This is a genomic window from Streptomyces sp. T12 (assembly GCF_028736035.1).
In the GTDB taxonomy this organism is placed as follows: Bacteria; Actinomycetota; Actinomycetes; order Streptomycetales; family Streptomycetaceae; genus Streptomyces.
In genome coordinates, this window is the sequence record NZ_CP117866.1 from 4,398,042 (window position 1) to 4,414,455 (window position 16,414).

The 16,414-nt window shown below is 68.3% G+C and carries 14 protein-coding genes; 11 read left to right on the plus strand and 3 right to left on the minus strand.

Annotation, left to right across the window (positions count from 1 at the left end):
- Position 1 precedes the first annotated feature (1 nt).
- Complete coding sequence (locus tag PBV52_RS19490) at positions 2 to 1,312, plus strand: YhgE/Pip domain-containing protein (RefSeq protein WP_274239779.1); 1,311 nt, start codon at positions 2 to 4, stop codon at positions 1,310 to 1,312.
- Between the two features lie 265 nt (positions 1,313 to 1,577).
- Here the strand turns inward: PBV52_RS19490 and PBV52_RS19495 are convergent, their stop codons facing one another.
- Positions 1,578 to 2,204 (minus strand): TetR/AcrR family transcriptional regulator, encoded by a 627-nt coding sequence (locus tag PBV52_RS19495; RefSeq protein ID WP_274239780.1) that lies wholly within the window; start codon positions 2,202 to 2,204, stop codon positions 1,578 to 1,580.
- 113 nt (positions 2,205 to 2,317) lie between these two features.
- Here PBV52_RS19495 and PBV52_RS19500 point away from each other — a divergent pair, with 113 nt between their 5' ends.
- Positions 2,318 to 2,764, plus strand: coding sequence for a hypothetical protein (locus tag PBV52_RS19500; RefSeq protein WP_274239781.1), 447 nt, complete (start codon positions 2,318 to 2,320; stop codon positions 2,762 to 2,764).
- A gap of 182 nt (positions 2,765 to 2,946) precedes the next feature.
- On the opposite strand, the gene PBV52_RS19505 is transcribed toward PBV52_RS19500, so the two are convergent.
- The gene (locus PBV52_RS19505) at positions 2,947 to 3,534 is read right to left on the minus strand and encodes a TetR/AcrR family transcriptional regulator (RefSeq protein WP_274239782.1); all 588 of its coding nucleotides are present in this window, start codon (positions 3,532 to 3,534) and stop codon (positions 2,947 to 2,949) included.
- 700 nt (positions 3,535 to 4,234) lie between these two features.
- On the opposite strand from PBV52_RS19505, the gene PBV52_RS19510 reads away from it, so the two are divergent.
- The 8 genes from PBV52_RS19510 (at position 4,235) to PBV52_RS19545 (ending at position 14,652) form a co-directional block, all read left to right on the plus strand.
- Positions 4,235 to 4,528: a helix-turn-helix transcriptional regulator gene (locus PBV52_RS19510; RefSeq protein ID WP_274239783.1), complete on the plus strand. Its 294-nt coding sequence runs from the start codon at positions 4,235 to 4,237 to the stop codon at positions 4,526 to 4,528.
- 311 nt (positions 4,529 to 4,839) lie between these two features.
- Complete coding sequence (locus PBV52_RS19515; protein ID WP_274239784.1) at positions 4,840 to 7,431, plus strand: AAA family ATPase; 2,592 nt, start codon at positions 4,840 to 4,842, stop codon at positions 7,429 to 7,431.
- Positions 7,432 to 7,735: 304 nt separating this feature from the next.
- Positions 7,736 to 8,401, plus strand: a complete 666-nt coding sequence (locus PBV52_RS19520; protein ID WP_274239785.1) for a hypothetical protein — start codon at positions 7,736 to 7,738, stop codon at positions 8,399 to 8,401.
- Between the two features lie 662 nt (positions 8,402 to 9,063).
- The gene (locus PBV52_RS19525; RefSeq protein ID WP_274239786.1) at positions 9,064 to 9,870 is read left to right on the plus strand and encodes a hypothetical protein; all 807 of its coding nucleotides are present in this window, start codon (positions 9,064 to 9,066) and stop codon (positions 9,868 to 9,870) included.
- 241 nt (positions 9,871 to 10,111) lie between these two features.
- Positions 10,112 to 12,547 (plus strand): hypothetical protein, encoded by a 2,436-nt coding sequence (locus PBV52_RS19530; protein WP_274239788.1) that lies wholly within the window; start codon positions 10,112 to 10,114, stop codon positions 12,545 to 12,547.
- Between the two features lie 616 nt (positions 12,548 to 13,163).
- Positions 13,164 to 13,625 carry a hypothetical protein gene (locus PBV52_RS19535; RefSeq protein WP_274239789.1) on the plus strand — a complete coding sequence of 154 codons (462 nt, stop codon included), beginning with the start codon at positions 13,164 to 13,166 and terminating at the stop codon, positions 13,623 to 13,625.
- 131 nt (positions 13,626 to 13,756) lie between these two features.
- On the plus strand, positions 13,757 to 14,167 hold the full coding sequence (locus PBV52_RS19540) for a hypothetical protein (protein WP_274239790.1): 411 nt from the start codon (positions 13,757 to 13,759) through the stop codon (positions 14,165 to 14,167).
- A 164-nt stretch (positions 14,168 to 14,331) separates the two neighbouring features.
- On the plus strand, positions 14,332 to 14,652 hold the full coding sequence (locus PBV52_RS19545) for a helix-turn-helix domain-containing protein (RefSeq protein ID WP_274239791.1): 321 nt from the start codon (positions 14,332 to 14,334) through the stop codon (positions 14,650 to 14,652).
- A 78-nt stretch (positions 14,653 to 14,730) separates the two neighbouring features.
- On the opposite strand, the gene PBV52_RS19550 is transcribed toward PBV52_RS19545, so the two are convergent.
- Positions 14,731 to 15,627: a helix-turn-helix transcriptional regulator gene (locus tag PBV52_RS19550; protein ID WP_274239792.1), complete on the minus strand. Its 897-nt coding sequence runs from the start codon at positions 15,625 to 15,627 to the stop codon at positions 14,731 to 14,733.
- A gap of 111 nt (positions 15,628 to 15,738) precedes the next feature.
- Between PBV52_RS19550 and PBV52_RS19555 the strand changes: the two genes are divergently transcribed.
- On the plus strand, positions 15,739 to 16,413 hold the full coding sequence (locus tag PBV52_RS19555; protein WP_274239794.1) for a DsbA family protein: 675 nt from the start codon (positions 15,739 to 15,741) through the stop codon (positions 16,411 to 16,413).
- Position 16,414 lies beyond the last annotated feature (1 nt).

Consider the following 16,414-nt stretch of genomic DNA (forward strand, 5'->3'; position numbering starts at 1 on the left):
CATGACGAACGACAACGAGCCCGCAGGAAGCAGGCTGGGGCCGCGGTTGTGGCTGACCCCGGCAGTCATCGTCACCGTGGTCATGGCTGCCCTGGCAGCGTTGTATCTGGGGTCAACGGTCAACTCCTCCAAAGAGCTCAACGGCTTTCCCGTAGCGGTCGTCAACGCCGATACCGGAGCCACGAGCCCATCGGGGCAGCACATCGACGTCGGCGAGCAGATCTCCGACGGCCTGCGCAAGGGGGTCGATGACGACAAGTTCGATCTACGCTTCGTCAGCCTTGCCGCAGCGAAGGAGGACATGGGCAAGGGGAAGCTCTACGGCGCGATCGTTCTGTCCTCGGACCTGAGCAAGAAGCTGGTGGCTCTCACGGAGAGCGCGGCGACCGGTGGGGCCGCACAGCAGCCCGCGGTCACCGTGTACACCAATCCCCTCGCGAACACTTCCAGCGTGTCCGTCGTCAATTCCTTCGCTTCTCAGGCACTGGCCGAGGCGAACCAGACCGTGGGCAAGCAACTGCTCGCCACTGCGACACAGGCCGGGGACAAGGCGGCATCCGGCAGCCAGTCCGTCACAGGAACGGCACGCATCGTTCTGTCCGAACCGATGCCGGTGCATGTCACGCCGTTCAAGGCGGTTCCCGACGGGACCGGCGGCGGCCTCTCGGCCTTCTACTACGCCCTCCTGCTGGCGCTGGCCGGGTTCACGGGCTCCCTGATCGCCACCAGTCTCGTCGACTCCCAGCTCGGTTTCGCTCCGTCGGAGATCGGTCCGCTCTACCGCATGGAAAGCCACTCGGGTCGCAGCCGCCTGGCCACCCTTGTTTTGAAGTGGGGAATCATGACGGGTATCGCGGTGCTCGTCAGCAGTGTCTATCTGGGGATCGCGGACTGGATCGGCATGCCGCTGGACCATCCAGGGGCGCTGTGGCTGTTCAGCGTGCTGAGCATCTCGGCCGTCGCAGTGGTTGCTCAGGCGATTCTCGCCCTGCTGGGCAGTCTGGGCATGGTGGTCAACCTCTTCCTCTTCATCGTGCTGTCGATCCCCAGCTCCGGGGGTACGACACCGCCGGAAGCCATGCCCCCCTTCGTCCGCTTCCTCAGCTCGTTCGAGCCCATGCACCAGATCTATCTGGGTACGCGCTCGATCCTGTACTTCGGAGCCACCTGGGATTCGGGGCTGACGCGTGCCGTGTTGGCCTCCGTGATCGCGCTTGTCCTCGGCCTCCTCTTCGGGGCCGCGGGTACTCGTGCCTACGACCTCAAAGGGCTGACCAGGAAGCACAGCGCCCCTGCCGCCGCCGCGCAGTGACGGACAGACTCCGCTAGGGATGTTCCACAGCATCCCTGTAGGCGCACCACGAGCGGCTGTTTGACTCGTCTGTCCCGGGCACTGCAACGTTGAGTGCCCGGGGCAGACGGCTTTCCTCGCGCGGGCACCGGTGGGCCGGTTCGGCCGGCGCATTCGCCCTTGGCCGGGGCCGGCGGGTCGATCACGAGTCCCTGACAGCCTCGCTCCATGCCGACCGGGATGACTCCGCAGGCGGGCGGCCTCAGGTTCGCATCGTCCTGGCTGGTCAGGCGTCGTCGCGCAGGTGGGCAAGCCCGCTGAGAAGGAGTTCGAGTCCGAAGGAGAACTCGTCCTCGATCGGAACGGGCATCGACCCGGCGACGGTGACCGTTGCCGGGAACAAGGCTGGATCGACGCTCTGAAAGACGGCGGACAGTTGCGCGTCGTCGAGTTGCCCGCCGCCGCCATGACCGTTGACCTGTATGGCGAATCCGAGGACGTAGCGGGAGAGGGTGGCAAAGGCGTGCGCGGCCAGTCGCGGCGAGAAGCCGCTGTCGAGCAGCGCCGCGACACAGTGCTCCCGCAGCGCCATGGCGTTCGGCCCCAGGGGAATCTCTTCGACCATCAGGCGCGCCGCGTTCCGGTGCCGGGCCAGGGCCTCGAACATGGTGTGCGCGACCGTCCGCAGCGCTTGCTGCCAGCCCATCGCGAGGAGTTCGTCGCCCTTCAGTTCCACGGCGCCGAACATGCGGTCCACGACATGAGCGACCAGCGCTGCCCGGTTGTCGAAATGCCGGTACAGCGTCGCCGTGCCGGAGCCCAGGCGCTGGGCCAGCGTCCGCATCGAGAGAGCGTCGGCCCCTTCATCGTCCACGATCTGCAGTGCGGTAGAGACGATGCGCTCCAGCGGCACGGGCGGACGCCCCGGGCGCCGAGCCGATGCCGTGGTCGCTCGCACAGGACCAGCTGCTGCCACTGAACGTCCACCTCCTCGGCCAGCACCATAACAGCAACACCGTATCCAGTATGGAGATCGCCGGTTGGGCATGGAGCGGCGGCGCCCCCTTCGATCAGCCCATCGACGACCGCTCGTCCGAGGTCGGCGACCGCTCCGATACCGTCCTGGACGTCGCCCGGATTGCCCGCTGGTCGGGTGGCCTCGGCAGCGAAACCACCGTCGTCCCCTTCCCTGGCGCCCTCCACGACGTCCTGCTCTCCCGCCGCAGGCCACCGCGAACACGCCTGCACCGTGATCGGCGACTGGCTGCACCGACAGCAGCTGTCTGCCACCGTGCCGCCTGCACAGGGAGCCGCCGCCTCCTGATGCGCCGGCGCTGCCACAGAAAAAGAAGCGGGCATGGACGCTGGCCATTTACGGTGTTCCTCTGCGGGCGCCCCGGCCAACCCGAGGCCGACCTTCTGCACCTCAAGTCCACCCTCTTGACGAAGGAGTACTTCAAGCCGAGATCCTGAGCCGTCGTCACTGCCAGGCGGGTGCGGTCAGCGAGCCATGACGAGTGGCTCCTCGAGCCACGTCGGGCACCCTGCCCCGGCCGAACTGTACAAGTGACGCAGCATTGCCTCAGCCGACGCTGCGCACTGGTCGCCGGGCCCGTTGTTCCGTACTGCAGCGCCGGCTACCCCGTCGCAGTGTCTCAATCACCCGTGCCGGCATCGCCGTTGCCCCTGTGGCCCAGTGCGCCAAGGCCCGCGGCAATCACCACATCGGTGCGCTCGGTCCACCTGGCCTCACGGTTCGCCATCATCGTGACCGTCACAGCACCGATCGCGGACACCACCCGCACATGCCGTTCCTCATCAGTCCAGACATCGGGATCAAAGGCTTCCATCAACATGCGCTGCGCCCCGGAGAGGCGCTGCATGATCTCGGGCTCTCGCGTCAGCCAGAAGGCGCCGGCCATGAGCGCACCAGTCCCCGGCCACTCCTCGATCAGCTCGACCAGCGCACCGAGCAGGGCGGCGTCCCGCTCGAGCCCGACCGGGAGGCCCTCACCCGCAGCCGCCACTCGTGCGGCATGTTCCTCCGCGCGAGCCACCACGGCGTCCTGAATCCGCTCCTTCGAGCCGAAACGCTTCAGCACAGCCGCCTTGGAGTAGCCGGCACCGTCAGCGATCGCCTGCACGGGGCCCTGAGCGAACCCGTGCCGCGCAAAGACGAAGGCCGCCACGTCGATCAGGGCACGATCGATCTCCTCGCTGGTGGGCCTCACGGTTGGCTTCATGACCAAAGGTTACCGTTTCGGTCAGCTAGTGACCGAAACGGCAACACCGCCCTCGTCCACCATCACGGTCCCCATCGGGGATGTCACGGACCAGGACGATCTCAAGTGCGCGATCCAAGCGAGCCACACGGTCGTCTCCGCACCCGACCCCAGCAACAACTTCAAGTCATCCCGGTCGCGAGGAGCGCCGCCGCGCCCCTCCGGGCACTGCCCGAGCGGGCGCGCCCCCGGAGGGCCCGCGGCAGCCGTAGGCGTAAGCGGACACGGCAACCGAGCACACTCCCCCCTGATCTCGCCCACCACAGCGATCGCACGGCGGCCATCGCCGCTGACCAACGGGCGGCCCGGCACGTAGGCCGCCGTGCCGCTGCTCGGCCTGGCCCAGCCTGCCAGGGCCACGGCCGGAAGGAAGGAAACCTCGCCGCGGAGGAGCGCTTCCCCGGATGACGCAGAACAACCGCACCCCCAGGTGCCTTCACTGTTGGCCGACGCGCATACACCGCCCCGCTGCCATCTCCCGCAAGCAGGTGCCGACAAATCAGCCGTATGAATAGCCAGTCCAAGGGGTGCTACATCAGTAGCATGGCGGGGGTGGCGCGCATCGGGAGGGTGTCTCAGCCACACTTGTCGGGTGCCTGGAGGAACGAGACGTGCGCAAAAGCCGAGAGACTACGTGGTCAGCGGTGGCTGGCCGCATGCCATGATGCAGCCGCACCGCGGCGCCCTCGTCGCCCAGGCCATCGCGCGCAGGCTCGCCGAGGCCATGACGGATCAGCAGATGAGCGCGAACGCGCTGGCGCGCAAGAGCGGAGTCAATCGTCAGGTGATCGCGAACGTTCTCAACGGGACGGTGTGGCCGGACATGCTCACCGTGGTGGATCTGGAGGGCGCGCTGGGCGTCATGCTGTGGCCGGACCATCTGGAGTGGAAGATCCCCGCTCCCGGCGAGTCCCCGGAGAGCGGTGTCAGCGATCTTCAGGAAGCCCCCGAGTAGACGCGGGCCGGGTCGGCAGTCCGCCCCGACCACAGCAGGTATCCCCCTCAGAGCCTGCGAGGGTGATCCGCGCTCAGGCGGTCCGGCCGGTGGGCAGGAGCTGTTGGGGCCGCCCTCGCCTCGGGCGATACGCACTGACGTATAGGCGTTAATTGCTTAATTCTTTTGATTGCTGGACGCGTATAACTTACGGGTGCGCACGAGGCGTTCTGTGCTCATGAGTGAGGTGCCGCCCGTGCGGCGTCGGCACCATCTGTGGTCTGTGCGCCGGGTGCACTGTGGCGGGCCAACGGGAAGGTCGGCAAGGGCTGATGAGGGGACCGGCGGCCGCTCGGCTCGGACTGGGGGATCGTGTCCGGTTCGGCGACCACGCGTGGTCGGTCATCGGCCTGGACGGCGAGGGCGTCGAGCTCGTCAACGCGCTGGGCCAGGGTGCGGTGTGCCCGGTGCACCAGTTGGTGGGCAAGGACGGCTTCGAGGTGCTCGAACAGGGCCCGCGCTCCCGTCCGGGCCCCATGCCGCCCCACGATGTGACACCCGCCTCCCATGCCCAGGCGCTGTGGTGGGAGCGGCACATCGTGGAAGTGATCAGCGGGCGGCCTCCGGACACGGATCCGGCCCTGCCCCCTAGGCCCGCGTACGATCCGGGCAGACGCACGCTGGCGGAGCGAGAGGCGGCCAAGGCCGAGGAACTCGCGGCGGCCGGGATCGAGGGGGCGTCGGCACGCACGGTCCGCCGCAAGCGCCAGCAGTATCAGTCGCACGGGCTGAGCGGCCTGTACGACCGCCGTGCCACCAGAATCTCCACGCCGGGCAGGCATGTCGACCCGCGTGTACTGGATTGCCTCATCGCGGTGCTCTCCGCCGAGGAAGGCGGGCCGGGCCGGCCGATGGAGCACTACCGTCAGCAGACTCTGCGGACGGTTGTCGACGTGCACGGGGGCGACGAGTCGTGGCTGCCGTCCCGCTCGACGTTCTACCGGCTGCTGGGCCTACTGTCCGCCGGGCACACAGGTCAGGGCCGGGATCAGCGCGTGGCACAGGACGGGAAGCCTGTGGTCATCGCGGGAGGAACGTGGCTGTCGCGCCCAGGGGAACGTGTCTACGTCGATGCCGTGGTGCTGAGGACCCCCGAAGGCAAGAAGCGCATGCGGTTGACGGTGGCGATCGACGAACTGACCTGGTCGGTCTGCGCGTTGACGGTCGATGTCGTCGACCGCCCGGCGGACGCCAGTGCCTTCCTGGCGCGCTGGTGGACCGCCGCCACCCTGCACTTCCCGCCCGCCGGTCACAGCGGCGGCGCTGCGGGCTCACCTGTCGGGTCGCGGCCAGCGGCGCCGCTGATCATGCCGGAACGAATCGCCCTCGCGCCCGGTGTGTTCCCCCCGCACAGCCGTTTCTCGGCACTGTGTCGGCAGTACGGGGTGAGCCTGCTGCCCACCTCGCCCATGCTGGTGACCTCCGGTGAGGGCAAGATGCACCGGCTGGCCACCCGGTTCACCGACTGCCTCGCGGCACGGCCGGATGCACCGACGGCCGGCCATTGGAGTGCACGGACAGTGCAGGTGTACGCCCAGGAGTGGGTGGAGCATGACTGGCAGCACCTCGAGATCGAGGCGCTGAGGCCGGTGGCGGAACCGGACTTCGCGCCCACCCCGAGCGGCGCCTTCGCCGCATGCGTTGCCCGCCAGGGATGGGTGCACCTGCCCCTGCCCCCCACCACCTATCCGGAGTTGCTGCCCGAGGTCGGGCAGCGGCAGTCGCCGACCGGGCTGAAGGTGCGGGGTCGGCGGTATTGGGGACCGGCGCTGAACGGGCTGCGCGGGCCCGTCCGCAGCGTGCATGCCGACGCCTACGACCCGGACCGCGTCTGGATCCGGGACAGGAGCGGGCAGTGGACCGACGTCCCGGCACTCGGCCTGGAACGCGGCGCCCCGCCCCAGGTGGCAGTCGTACGTGAGGACGCGACGCCTGCCACACCCGTGCCCTCAGCCGCCCCAGGGCGGCGCCGGCAGGCGCCAGCCCACGCACCCGGCGAGCAGCCTGGGCCGATCCGCCAGGGAAATCTGCGTCGAACTGCCGAGGTCCTGCTGCGGCAGGCCCGCATCGCCCATCACGCGACGCTTTCGGTGCCGGGAGACCCGCTGGCCCGGGAGGTGCGCGTGGCGGGGGAACGGCTCCTGGAACTGAACCAGTACGCGACGACAGACCGGCGCATGCTGGTGGTGACGGGGCCTTCGGGCTGCGGCAAGACGCATGCCGTGCGGGAACTCGCCCATCGCCTCGTGGATACCTCGCGTGCTCGGCGCCCTGATGCTCCCGGACCGGCCACGGTGCACGTCCTCGTCCCGCCCGCGGCAACCGCCCGGGAGGTGCTGGTCCGGCTGGCCCGCCGCCTGGATGTCGCCCCGCCCGCCCGCACCGCCGCGCTGTCGGACGCCGTCGAGCAGGCGCTGGTCGCGGCCGGCACGGCACTCGTGGTGATCGACGATGCCCACGGTCTGCGCCCTGCGACGTCCTCCGCACGGCCCAGCAGCTGGGATGTTCTGCGGTTTCTCAGCGACCAAGTGCCGTGCCTGTTCGCCTACACGGCCAACACCCCGGACCTGAACACGCTGTGGGGGACCGATGAGCGCGGCCACCTGCGCCGCCGCGCCACCCACGTCGAAAGCGGCCCGATCACGGACATGGCCGTGTGGCGGCACCTGGTGCGGCAGACAGAGGACGTCCTGGACCTGACCGCGCATCAGCCCGGATCCCTGTCCGCGGCCAGCGCCTACCTGCACGAGCGCAGCCGGGGACTCGTCGGCGGCCTGGCGCACTTGGTCCGCTCTGCTGCCGTCCAGGCCATTCTCGACGGCAGCGAGAGCATCACCCGGGAGACGTTCGACCACGTGCCATAACCGCCTAGACCCTCTCAGAGGTCTGCCGGAAGTCAGCCCGCCGCGGACCAGATTCCATGAGACGCGCACGCGTACAGAACGCTGTCAGAACCTCGTTCAGTAAGACAGAGCAGAAACCGCTCGAGACTTCCGACCAGATATTTCGCACTGATGCTCTGCATGCAGAGCATTGACCGAATACGCGGACGGGAATCCGCCCCCTCAGCCACTGTTCTGACCAGTCATCAGGCCGCATTCTGGCCCCACCGTAAATTCACTCCTGGGGGACACCCATCCGGCCTTATCCGGCCCTAGGCTATAGGCCATGAGGCCGCGCACTGACCACACTGTGGAGGGGGACGCCCCCACAGCTTTCGACGGCTTCGAGCCTCTTCTGGCAGGCGTCGTTCAGACCGTCGGTCAGGCCGTCGCCGAGCGCGACGAGACCCTCCACCGCTTGAAGGAATCGGTGGCCAGCACGCAGGACGAGCGGGATCTGCTCGACGAGGCACGCGAGAGCGCCGAACGCCTGCTGGAGATCCTCGCCACCGTGAAGGCTCGGGCGGGCTCCTCCCCCCACGACACCGCCTCCGGCCATCCTCAGGACGCCGACCGCCCTCGGCCGGACGAGACGCCGGCATCAGACATCCCCCCGCAGAGGCAGGGCGAGGACACGCCGGACAGCTCCGCACAGACCACAACGGACCACGAGGGCGATGCCGTCAAGATCCAGGGCGAGGAGTCGCAGCGACTGCTCGAGACGATGACCGGCAAGCCCGGCCACGCGTGGAGCGCCCGCGAGGTGGCAGCCGCACTCGGAAACACCGACCGCCGCGAAGTACGCCGGGTGCGGTCCGGGCTCACCTATCTCGCCTTCAAGGGAGTACTGGAAAAGCTGGGGAAGACGGATCCTCGCCGCGCGCCCGAGCCCACCGGACCCGGCGCTCCGCCGGTGCGATACCTCATCGTCAAACGCTGGGAGCGTGCGTGACCCGAATATCCAGCCAGGGTTAGCGTGCGTAATCGCCCGCGCTCCCCATCACCCCACAAAAACCGCCGCCCGGCACGAACCCATTGGCCTTGGAACCGACAGTTGTGCCGAGGCGGCGACCTCCCGTCCGTTACATAAACGAACGGTCGACACCCATGACGTTAGCGGCTCTCGCCGCGGACATCGCGTGTGTTCGGCCGGATTCACCCTGTCCACGTACCAGGGAGCCGAACACCCGTGCCTCTTTCGCTCTCCACTTCGCGCGCTTCGTCCCTCGCGCGTGTTTTCAAACTCGCTCCGCCCGGAAGCAGGTTCGCTGGGCTGCCCGGTATCTCACCGGCCCCGCCGCCTTCGCCGAGCAGACCTGCCCGCCTGCTGCACTCCACTACTGCCAGGCCTCGGTGTCCTCACGGGAGCGGGGTGCACGCAAGGTGTGGGCGTCCCCCGAGATGCACCACACGCCGGGGGGTGCTACCAAAAAAGCAACCCGGAAGCGCGACGGGCACACAGTCCCTGCCCACCCGTCCCAGTGACTTTCGAGTGAGCGCCCTTGGGGGCGCGGCCCTTGTCGGATTCGGAGGAGACCAGTGACGAAGCGTCAGCCCGCCCGGGGCCCTTCTGCCCGGCCCCTGCCGACTCGGCGGGCCCGTTCGGACCAGCAAGTGGTGATCATCCGCGGGATCTGCCTCGCCGAGGGCACCTTCACGGCCCAATCCCTGGAAAGCGTCATCGGCATTCGAGCCGACCGCATCCAGTTGACCCTGTCTTTCTGGCGCTCCTGCGGCCTCATCGAGCGTGCCCCGGAGCGGGCCACCTACCGTCCCACACGAATCGCCCGTTCTCTCGCCGCAGCCTGGCGCCAGGGCGACGTGCACGGCTGCCGAGCCCTGGGCAGGGCCATCAGGGGCCAATGGTTCGCACGGTCGGTGAAAGCGCGGTTGCTCGACGGCCCGGCCCTGCGCACCGGGCTCGTCACCCGGATCATGCGGCTGGCCCAGGTGGGCGACGAGTACCGGCTCGAAGTAGAGATGCTCATCGACCTGATGGTCGAACTCGGCCTGCTGCAGCCTCAGCCGGGCAAAAAGCTGAGCTGGTGCGAGGACACGACGCCCACGCCCAACCCGGCGGATGGCCCCAGCCGGAGCGCCGCCGAGCCCGATGCCGCAACTCAGGACCATGCCGACGACGAGGAAGCTCCGGCTGGATCGCCTGAACCCGAACCGGAACCCTCACCCGAAGACCCCGAACCCCCCGAGGCGGAGGAACCCGCGCCCCATGCAGCCGGTAGCGCAGGCGTTCCGCCGCCGCGTACAGAGGTCGGTGACAGCCTGCTGGCACTGCTCAGCCGCCCCGTACAGCTGGCCGATCTCGCCAGGCTCTCCGCCGACGAGGTCCTGTCCATGCACGGCCACATCACCGCGCTGGCCGCCGTAGCCGTCAAACTCAGGAGCCGCTCCTCGCCCCACTGACTCGCCCGCGAACATACGGGTCCGGCAGCGCCGATTCCTTGGCCGGTACAGCGCCGCCGGACCCCCACCTTCACCCATCAGGTCCTCACTGCGGCAGCGCCGCAGGCACAACCGAAGGGCTTCGGCATGCCCAGATACGTCACCGCACCGGGCTGCGCCCACCGTAGCGCGTCCGCATCCACCGATGTCCCCCTCTCCAAGGGCCGTCACCCGCACGCGGCACGCCTCACCGGAGGCCACCGTGGCTAAGACCCGCATCCGCACCGCGCTCCCGCACATCACCCGTATCTGGCAGGACCGCGCGCTGGCCGGGCACATGAGCCTGGAGACCGCCGACCTGTACACCCAGATCTGCGAACGGGCCGAACGCTATGCCCAGATCCATGGCGTGCTCTGCTTCGACGACTTCACCCACACCCTCGCACTGGCGTTCATCGAGGCCCCCGGCAACGACCGCCACCAAGGGCTGATCCTCAATCCGGCGACCGGCACCCAGCGCCAGCGGCGTGCCGGCCTCCAGGCGCTGTTCACCGAGGCCCGCGCCCTCGGCTACACCACAGCGGCCCCGCTGGTCGATCTCCCGCCCATTCCGCGCAGCCCCCGCAAGCATGGTGTCCATCTGGACGACGGCGACATCCAGCAACTGCGTTTCCACGCCGAACGCGGCATGCCCGCCACCCGCCAGGCCGCCCTTCTCGCTCTGCTGCTGGCCGGCCTGCACACCGCCGAGATCGCCAAGGCGACCACGGACGACCTGGATCTCGATCTCGCAGGCGCGAGCGTGTGGACCTTCGGCGCCACCCGCACCAACGGCCGCCACTGCCCGCTGGACGACTGGGCTGCCCGTGTCCTGCTCCTGCGCTGTAATCACCTGCTGCGCGACGCCGTGCCGGGCACGGCGCGGCCCATCGTGACCGGGGCATCCTCCGCCTACCGCGCACAGGCGAGCGTCTGCTCCGGCTTCGGCGACATCGCCCGGCGCAGCGGACTGGCCACCGTCCAGCGCCGCATCGAGCCCAAGGACGTCACCCGATACGTCGCCCGCGGCATCCTCGAGGAGAGCCGGACAGCTTTCGGAAGTCGCCCGCCGCTTGGGTCTGTCCTCCCTCGACGGTGCCGCCGCACTCGCCTCCCTGGACTGGCTGTCCACCGAGGCGGACACCGCATGAGCGCCCCCAAGAAGCGTCGGCGCACGGCGAAGAAGAAGACCGACGAGGGCACGAGCTACGTCCTCGGCCCCACCCCCGACGACGCCTTCGGCTCCGCCTCCGACGCCCCGCCCCCACGCGGCCCCGAAGCACCGGCGATCACCATCGACCTCCGCTTCGAGTACCTCATCCGCAATCCCGACCTCTACGCCACCGCGCTCGAAGCCCTCCCACCCCGCGACGAAGGGCAAGTGGGCCGCCCGCCCGTCTACCCGCCGTACATCTACTTCGTGTTCCTTTGCGCGATCTCCGTCTTCGGCTCCGCCCGCAGCACCGCCGCGCACCTCGCCCGCCCCCTGTGGTGGGATCCCATCCGGCGCGCGATCCACGACTTCGTCGGCCCCGAGGAAGCCGCCGCACTCCCGCCGACCGGCCCCACCCGTAGCCAGTGGAATTACTTCTTCCAACGCCACCTCAAAGCAGCGGTCGACGCCGTTCACGACATCAGCCGGGCCAAATGGATCGAACAAGCCGTCGCTCAAGGAATGCTCGCCGTAAGCCCCCGAGGCAGCTGGATCCACCCGGCACGCGAACAGGTCCTACACGGCGACGCAACCGTCGCCGCTCCTCCCTCAGACCACACCAAAATGGAAGAAGCCGACGAAAAGACCGGAGAAATCCGGCGACACCGCGTAGACCCCGACGCCAGCCACACGACAGAAGGCGGCGGTCGCCCGGTCTACGGAAACAAATTCCTTTCCATCGCCGTCCGCGCCGCACACATCCCGCACAGCCGCGTCATCCTCGCCCTGGAATCCGTACGACACAAAGCACGCAAACACGACCCTCACCGCGAAGACGAAGGGAAAGCAGCGGTGCGACTGGTCAAGGAAATCCTCGCCAAAGCCCCCGGCGTACGCGCAATCACGTACGACACCGCCCTGCGCGGCGTCCACCGCGCACCACTTATCACCGAAGGTTTGGTCGTGTACACCAAGCAGCACAGCGGCCTTGAGCCCCAGCCCCTCCAGAAACACAAATGCGAGGAAGGTCGCTCTCACCACGACCTCTACGCCGCAGCCGGCCGGGTCTGCGAGCGCCACATCACCGTCGAAGGCGAAACCCTCTACACCCCGCTTCCCGTCCACGAGCTGGAATTCCGCAAAGGCACACAGGCCCGCTTCTACCAGCGTCTCGAAATCCCCTGCCCGCACGGACCCCACGCCGTCCGCATCCGCGTCGACGAGACCAAGGAAGACCGGGAAATCGACCCCTCCACCAAGCGGAAGCGGTTCAATCGCACCGAGCACCTGCGCCAAATCCCGCCCGACACTCCGGCAGGGCGACGGCTCAAGGGATTCCGCCAGGACAGCGAGTCCCAGCATTCCCGATTCGACCAGGCATACCCACACGAACGAGTCCCCGCATACGGCGCGAAGGCAGCCCTCCTCATCTATATCGGCTACGCCTGGGCGAGCAACTCCGTCGCCCGCTTCGTCGCACGCATCACCGGACGCCGTGCCACATGACGGCCACCCGGGACTCGGCCGGGACACCCCGAAGGGGTCATCGTGGCTGAGCGCCACTCACTCACCCTCCCGCCCGACCAGCACAGACAGCCTCGCCGACCAAGAGGCACCTGCCACCACCAGGCCACCCGCTACACTGACGGCGGTGGCGCAGCTGTCGCAGGTCGCGCCGCCGCAGACCTGTCGGGGTCCAAGTGAACGAGATTCGTCCAACTTCAGGCGAATTTCAGACACATTTTCCGACAGATCCCCGCCTTCGTGGGGCTTGTGCGAAAGTCGCTCGCTGCAGGTCAGAGCGGGTGCGCGCACCGCGGCCAAAACACGCCGGGGGTGATCTGGGAACGCCCAACGCATCTGCGCAGGCCAGGGCCTGTTACCTCGTCAGCAACCGGCACTGAGGCGACTGGGACCACGGCTTCCCCTGAGAATCGCAGCCCCCTCTCCCGACAGAGGGGCCGCCCTCCCAAACCGACAGCTGTAGTGCATCGCGCAGGAGCGATGCACTACAGGCATCTCGCCATCGCCTCACTTCAGTAAATCGCCCCATTCTTATCGGCTTCATTCGCTTGCAACTCAGCGGGAGGCGTGCGCACCGATTCTGACGGACGCTCAACGCATGAGCATTCTCCGATGGAAATCGTCGTCTACGGTGCTGGCTGTGATTGACCGCCTAGAGCGCGTACTGCTCTGCCGAATTCACGGCGAGTCTCCTTGGCAGCCGATCAAGGCGCGAGTGATCCCTCTCCGGCCTTCCAGATTCTCAGCCATTCGAGTTGTGGACCCGATCTTCTCTCATTGGTTCCTTGCCGCTACTCCAGTGGTCGGCAGGTTCGTTCCCGTGCCGGAGCGGGACGGCCACGCACGCTTGATGCGCATCTTCATCACCCGTCGCGACAGGATGAGTCCGATCAGCCTTCGCGCTCGGGCCCATGCCTCTCTGGATGCCGACTATGTCTGGCATCCCCTGTCCGATGTGGAGGACGAGGACTTTGATGTGTATCCACGCGAGCTCGGCCCTTTTCTGCGTGGATACCTGGAGGGCTGGATTCCCGACGGCGTCATCACCCTTGTCGAGTGATCTCGAATCCCGCCGCCCTGTATCGGCTACCGGCAGCGCAGCCCTCCTCATTTCCTGATACCTGGTCCCACCCAGGAGCGTACCCAGTGACAAGCGCTCAGCATCGACGTCGGCCTCCGGCTCGCGGTCCATTGGGCCTGGAAATCCGGACGCTTCTGGCCGCCGCCGGGCTGCCCGAAGCGGACGACAACGACCGCTATCGCTCTTATGGTGTCGCGGTGACCGATCGCGATGAATCGATGGGCGTGGAATGGTTCGTTTCCCGCAGTCTGCGCCGCACGGCCGCCGACGAGCAGCTGCGGGGTCTACCCATGGCCGCCGCGGATCGCGCACACGAGGCCGCCCGACGCCACCTGCACGCGGCCCTGTTCGGCATCCTGTCGGAAGTCGGATACCTGGTGGAGACCGATCCAGCCGGCGCACTTACCGTCCGCGCCGCACGCGTCCCCACACCTACGAACTTGGCTGCAGACATCAAGCGGATCCTCGCCGGCCTGCGGGAAACCCCGAAAGGTATAGAAGATCCGGGTCCGACACCATAGGTCCGCTCACGTCTTCGCAGAGTGCGACACGCCCAAGGACCGATTCCGCAACACGGCCAGGCTTCCACCCCTAGAGTGGTGTGTACTTACACCAGCGCGGCGGCGTGTGCCGACCCGAGCGACACGGAGGGACGGGACCCATGGGGACGTGGGATCATCTCGGCATGCCCCGGAGCAACAACGACCAACTGCCGATGGCCTACGTCGCCTCCGGCAATTGGCCGTATGCCCGGCTCGTGCAGGACGCTCCCATCAGCGCGCACTACGGCCAAGCCTTCGCGCGGAACCTGACAGAGGCAATGGAGGCATCCGAGATCGGCCTCAGGGCCCTGGGGGACAAGGCCGGGGTCTCGCACGCAACCATCAGCCGACTGCTCCGTGGAATGGTCCTGCCCGACATGGGGACTCTCGCCCGCTTGGAAGTGGCACTGGGCACGGGTCTGTGGCCCGGACTGGCGGCCTGGAGCGATCGGCATCGCGTCTGAACCGGAGTGTGCCTGTGGGTCACATGCTCGGCGCCCATCGTCCACCAAGGGCGGGTGTTACGGCGGGACGGACGACTCTCACCTCGGGGTGTGCCCGCGGACCGCGTCGCGGAAGCTGATCGGGGTCTGTCCGGTGCGCTGGTGGAAGTACTTGCTGAAGTGGGTGGCGCTGGAGAAGCCGAGACGGTCGGCGATGCGGGCGGCACTCTGATCGCTGTGAGCCAGGAGGCGCTTGGCTTCGAGGACGACCCGGCGGTCGATGAACTCCTTGGCCCCCAGGCCGGCCGAGGCGAGGGTGGCGCGCGAGAGGGTGCGGGGCGAGTAGCCGAGCGCGTCGGCGTAGTCCTCGACCCGGCGGGTGCGGGCGAAGTCCTGTTCCACGGCGTCGCGGAAGCGCAGGTAGGTGGCGTCGGGTTCGGGGGCGGGGCTGCCGATGGGCGCGGTGAGGTGGGCCAGTCGCAGGACGAGTACAGCCAGTAGGTGGCGCAGGGCCGCGGTGTGGATCTCCAGGGGCAGGTGCCCGAGTGCGTGGAACTCGCCAGCGAGATGGTCGACGGCCTGTCGCAGGGCCTGGTCGTCGCCGGACAGGGGCCGACGCAGGATCGGCGCGTGCTGGTCTTCCATGCCGGCGCCGGCCGTGGTGGCCGGGTCGAGGAAGTCCTGACGGAACAGAATCAAGGTGCCCTCTGCGTGAGTGAGGTCGCCCCACTGCTGAACCTGGCCGGGGCGAACCCACAGCCATGAGCCGGGTTCAAGGGCGTAGGCGGTGAAGTCGACCGTGTGCCACAGGGTTCCGCCGGCGAGTGTGATCAGGTGATGGAAGTCCGGGCGCTGGGGGGCCGTGAGCCGCTCGCCCGGCACGCGGTGGCGCAGGTCGGCCAGGGACAGTACTTCGACACCGGCGGGGGTGCCGGCGGGCGCCGCGAAGGAGACCGCCGGGATTCCTCGGACGGCATCATGTCGGTTTTTGACCATCACTAGTCGCCAGCGTATCCGATTCGGCCCGTTCGACGACCATAACTTGGGGTTGTCGGCGCCTCACCGACATCGATCGATGTCGGAAAGCGGTAAGAGAGGAGGAGTGTGATGCCTTCGGCGGAACGGGCCTCGTTGACGTACGCCTTCGACGCGTACTGCGCCTGGTGCTACGGCTTCGGCCCCACTGTGCGGGCCTTCGCCGAGGACAACGCACACCGCATCCGGCTCAGCGTCGTGTCGGCCGGCCTCTACACCGGTGCCCGGGCGCTGCCGGTGGCGGCCTATCCGCACCTGTCGGCCGAACGCGGCCGCATCACGCAGCTGACGGGAGCCGCCTTCGGCGTGGGCTACGAGCGTGCGCTGTCGCGTGGGACGACCGTGCTCGACTCCGCCGCCGCGGCGGCGGGGCTGGCAGCGCTGCGCGACCAGCCCGGAGTCAGCGAACTGGAAGCGGCCGAGGCCATACAGCGGGCGTGGTTCGTCGATGGCCGCAGCCTGTCCGACGTGGACGTCTACCGGGACATAGCCGACGAGTTCGGCCTGGACGCGGACGCCGTCACCTCGGCGTACAGCGCCCCGGCCGGCCGGGGGGAGGCTCGCGCCGCCTTCCTTGCGCTGCGCCGCCTCGGCGTCACCTCCTACCCGGCGCTGCTGCTGCACACCGCACACGGTGCCGACCAGATGGGCGGCGCGGCCTCCACGGCCGCTTCCCTGACCGCCGCCCTCGACCAGCGTCTGGCTGCGGCCGTCCCCCAGGCCTCCATCCACAACCTGTCCTCTTGAG

Bases quoted from the DNA above. Each gene is read 5' to 3' on its own strand.
- PBV52_RS19545 (WP_274239791.1), top strand. From the start codon at position 14,332: ATGCCCCGGAGCAACAACGACCAACTGCCGATGGCCTACGTCGCCTCC.
- PBV52_RS19515 (WP_274239784.1), top strand. From the start codon at position 4,840: ATGAGGGGACCGGCGGCCGCTCGGCTCGGACTGGGGGATCGTGTCCGG.
- PBV52_RS19535 (WP_274239789.1), top strand. From the start codon at position 13,164: ATGAGCATTCTCCGATGGAAATCGTCGTCTACGGTGCTGGCTGTGATT.
- PBV52_RS19490 (WP_274239779.1), top strand. From the start codon at position 2: ATGACGAACGACAACGAGCCCGCAGGAAGCAGGCTGGGGCCGCGGTTG.
- PBV52_RS19505 (WP_274239782.1), bottom strand. From the start codon at position 3,534: ATGAAGCCAACCGTGAGGCCCACCAGCGAGGAGATCGATCGTGCCCTG.
- PBV52_RS19510 (WP_274239783.1), top strand. From the start codon at position 4,235: ATGATGCAGCCGCACCGCGGCGCCCTCGTCGCCCAGGCCATCGCGCGC.
- PBV52_RS19555 (WP_274239794.1), top strand. From the start codon at position 15,739: ATGCCTTCGGCGGAACGGGCCTCGTTGACGTACGCCTTCGACGCGTAC.
- PBV52_RS19520 (WP_274239785.1), top strand. From the start codon at position 7,736: ATGAGGCCGCGCACTGACCACACTGTGGAGGGGGACGCCCCCACAGCT.
- PBV52_RS19550 (WP_274239792.1), bottom strand. From the start codon at position 15,627: ATGGTCAAAAACCGACATGATGCCGTCCGAGGAATCCCGGCGGTCTCC.
- PBV52_RS19500 (WP_274239781.1), top strand. From the start codon at position 2,318: ATGGAGATCGCCGGTTGGGCATGGAGCGGCGGCGCCCCCTTCGATCAG.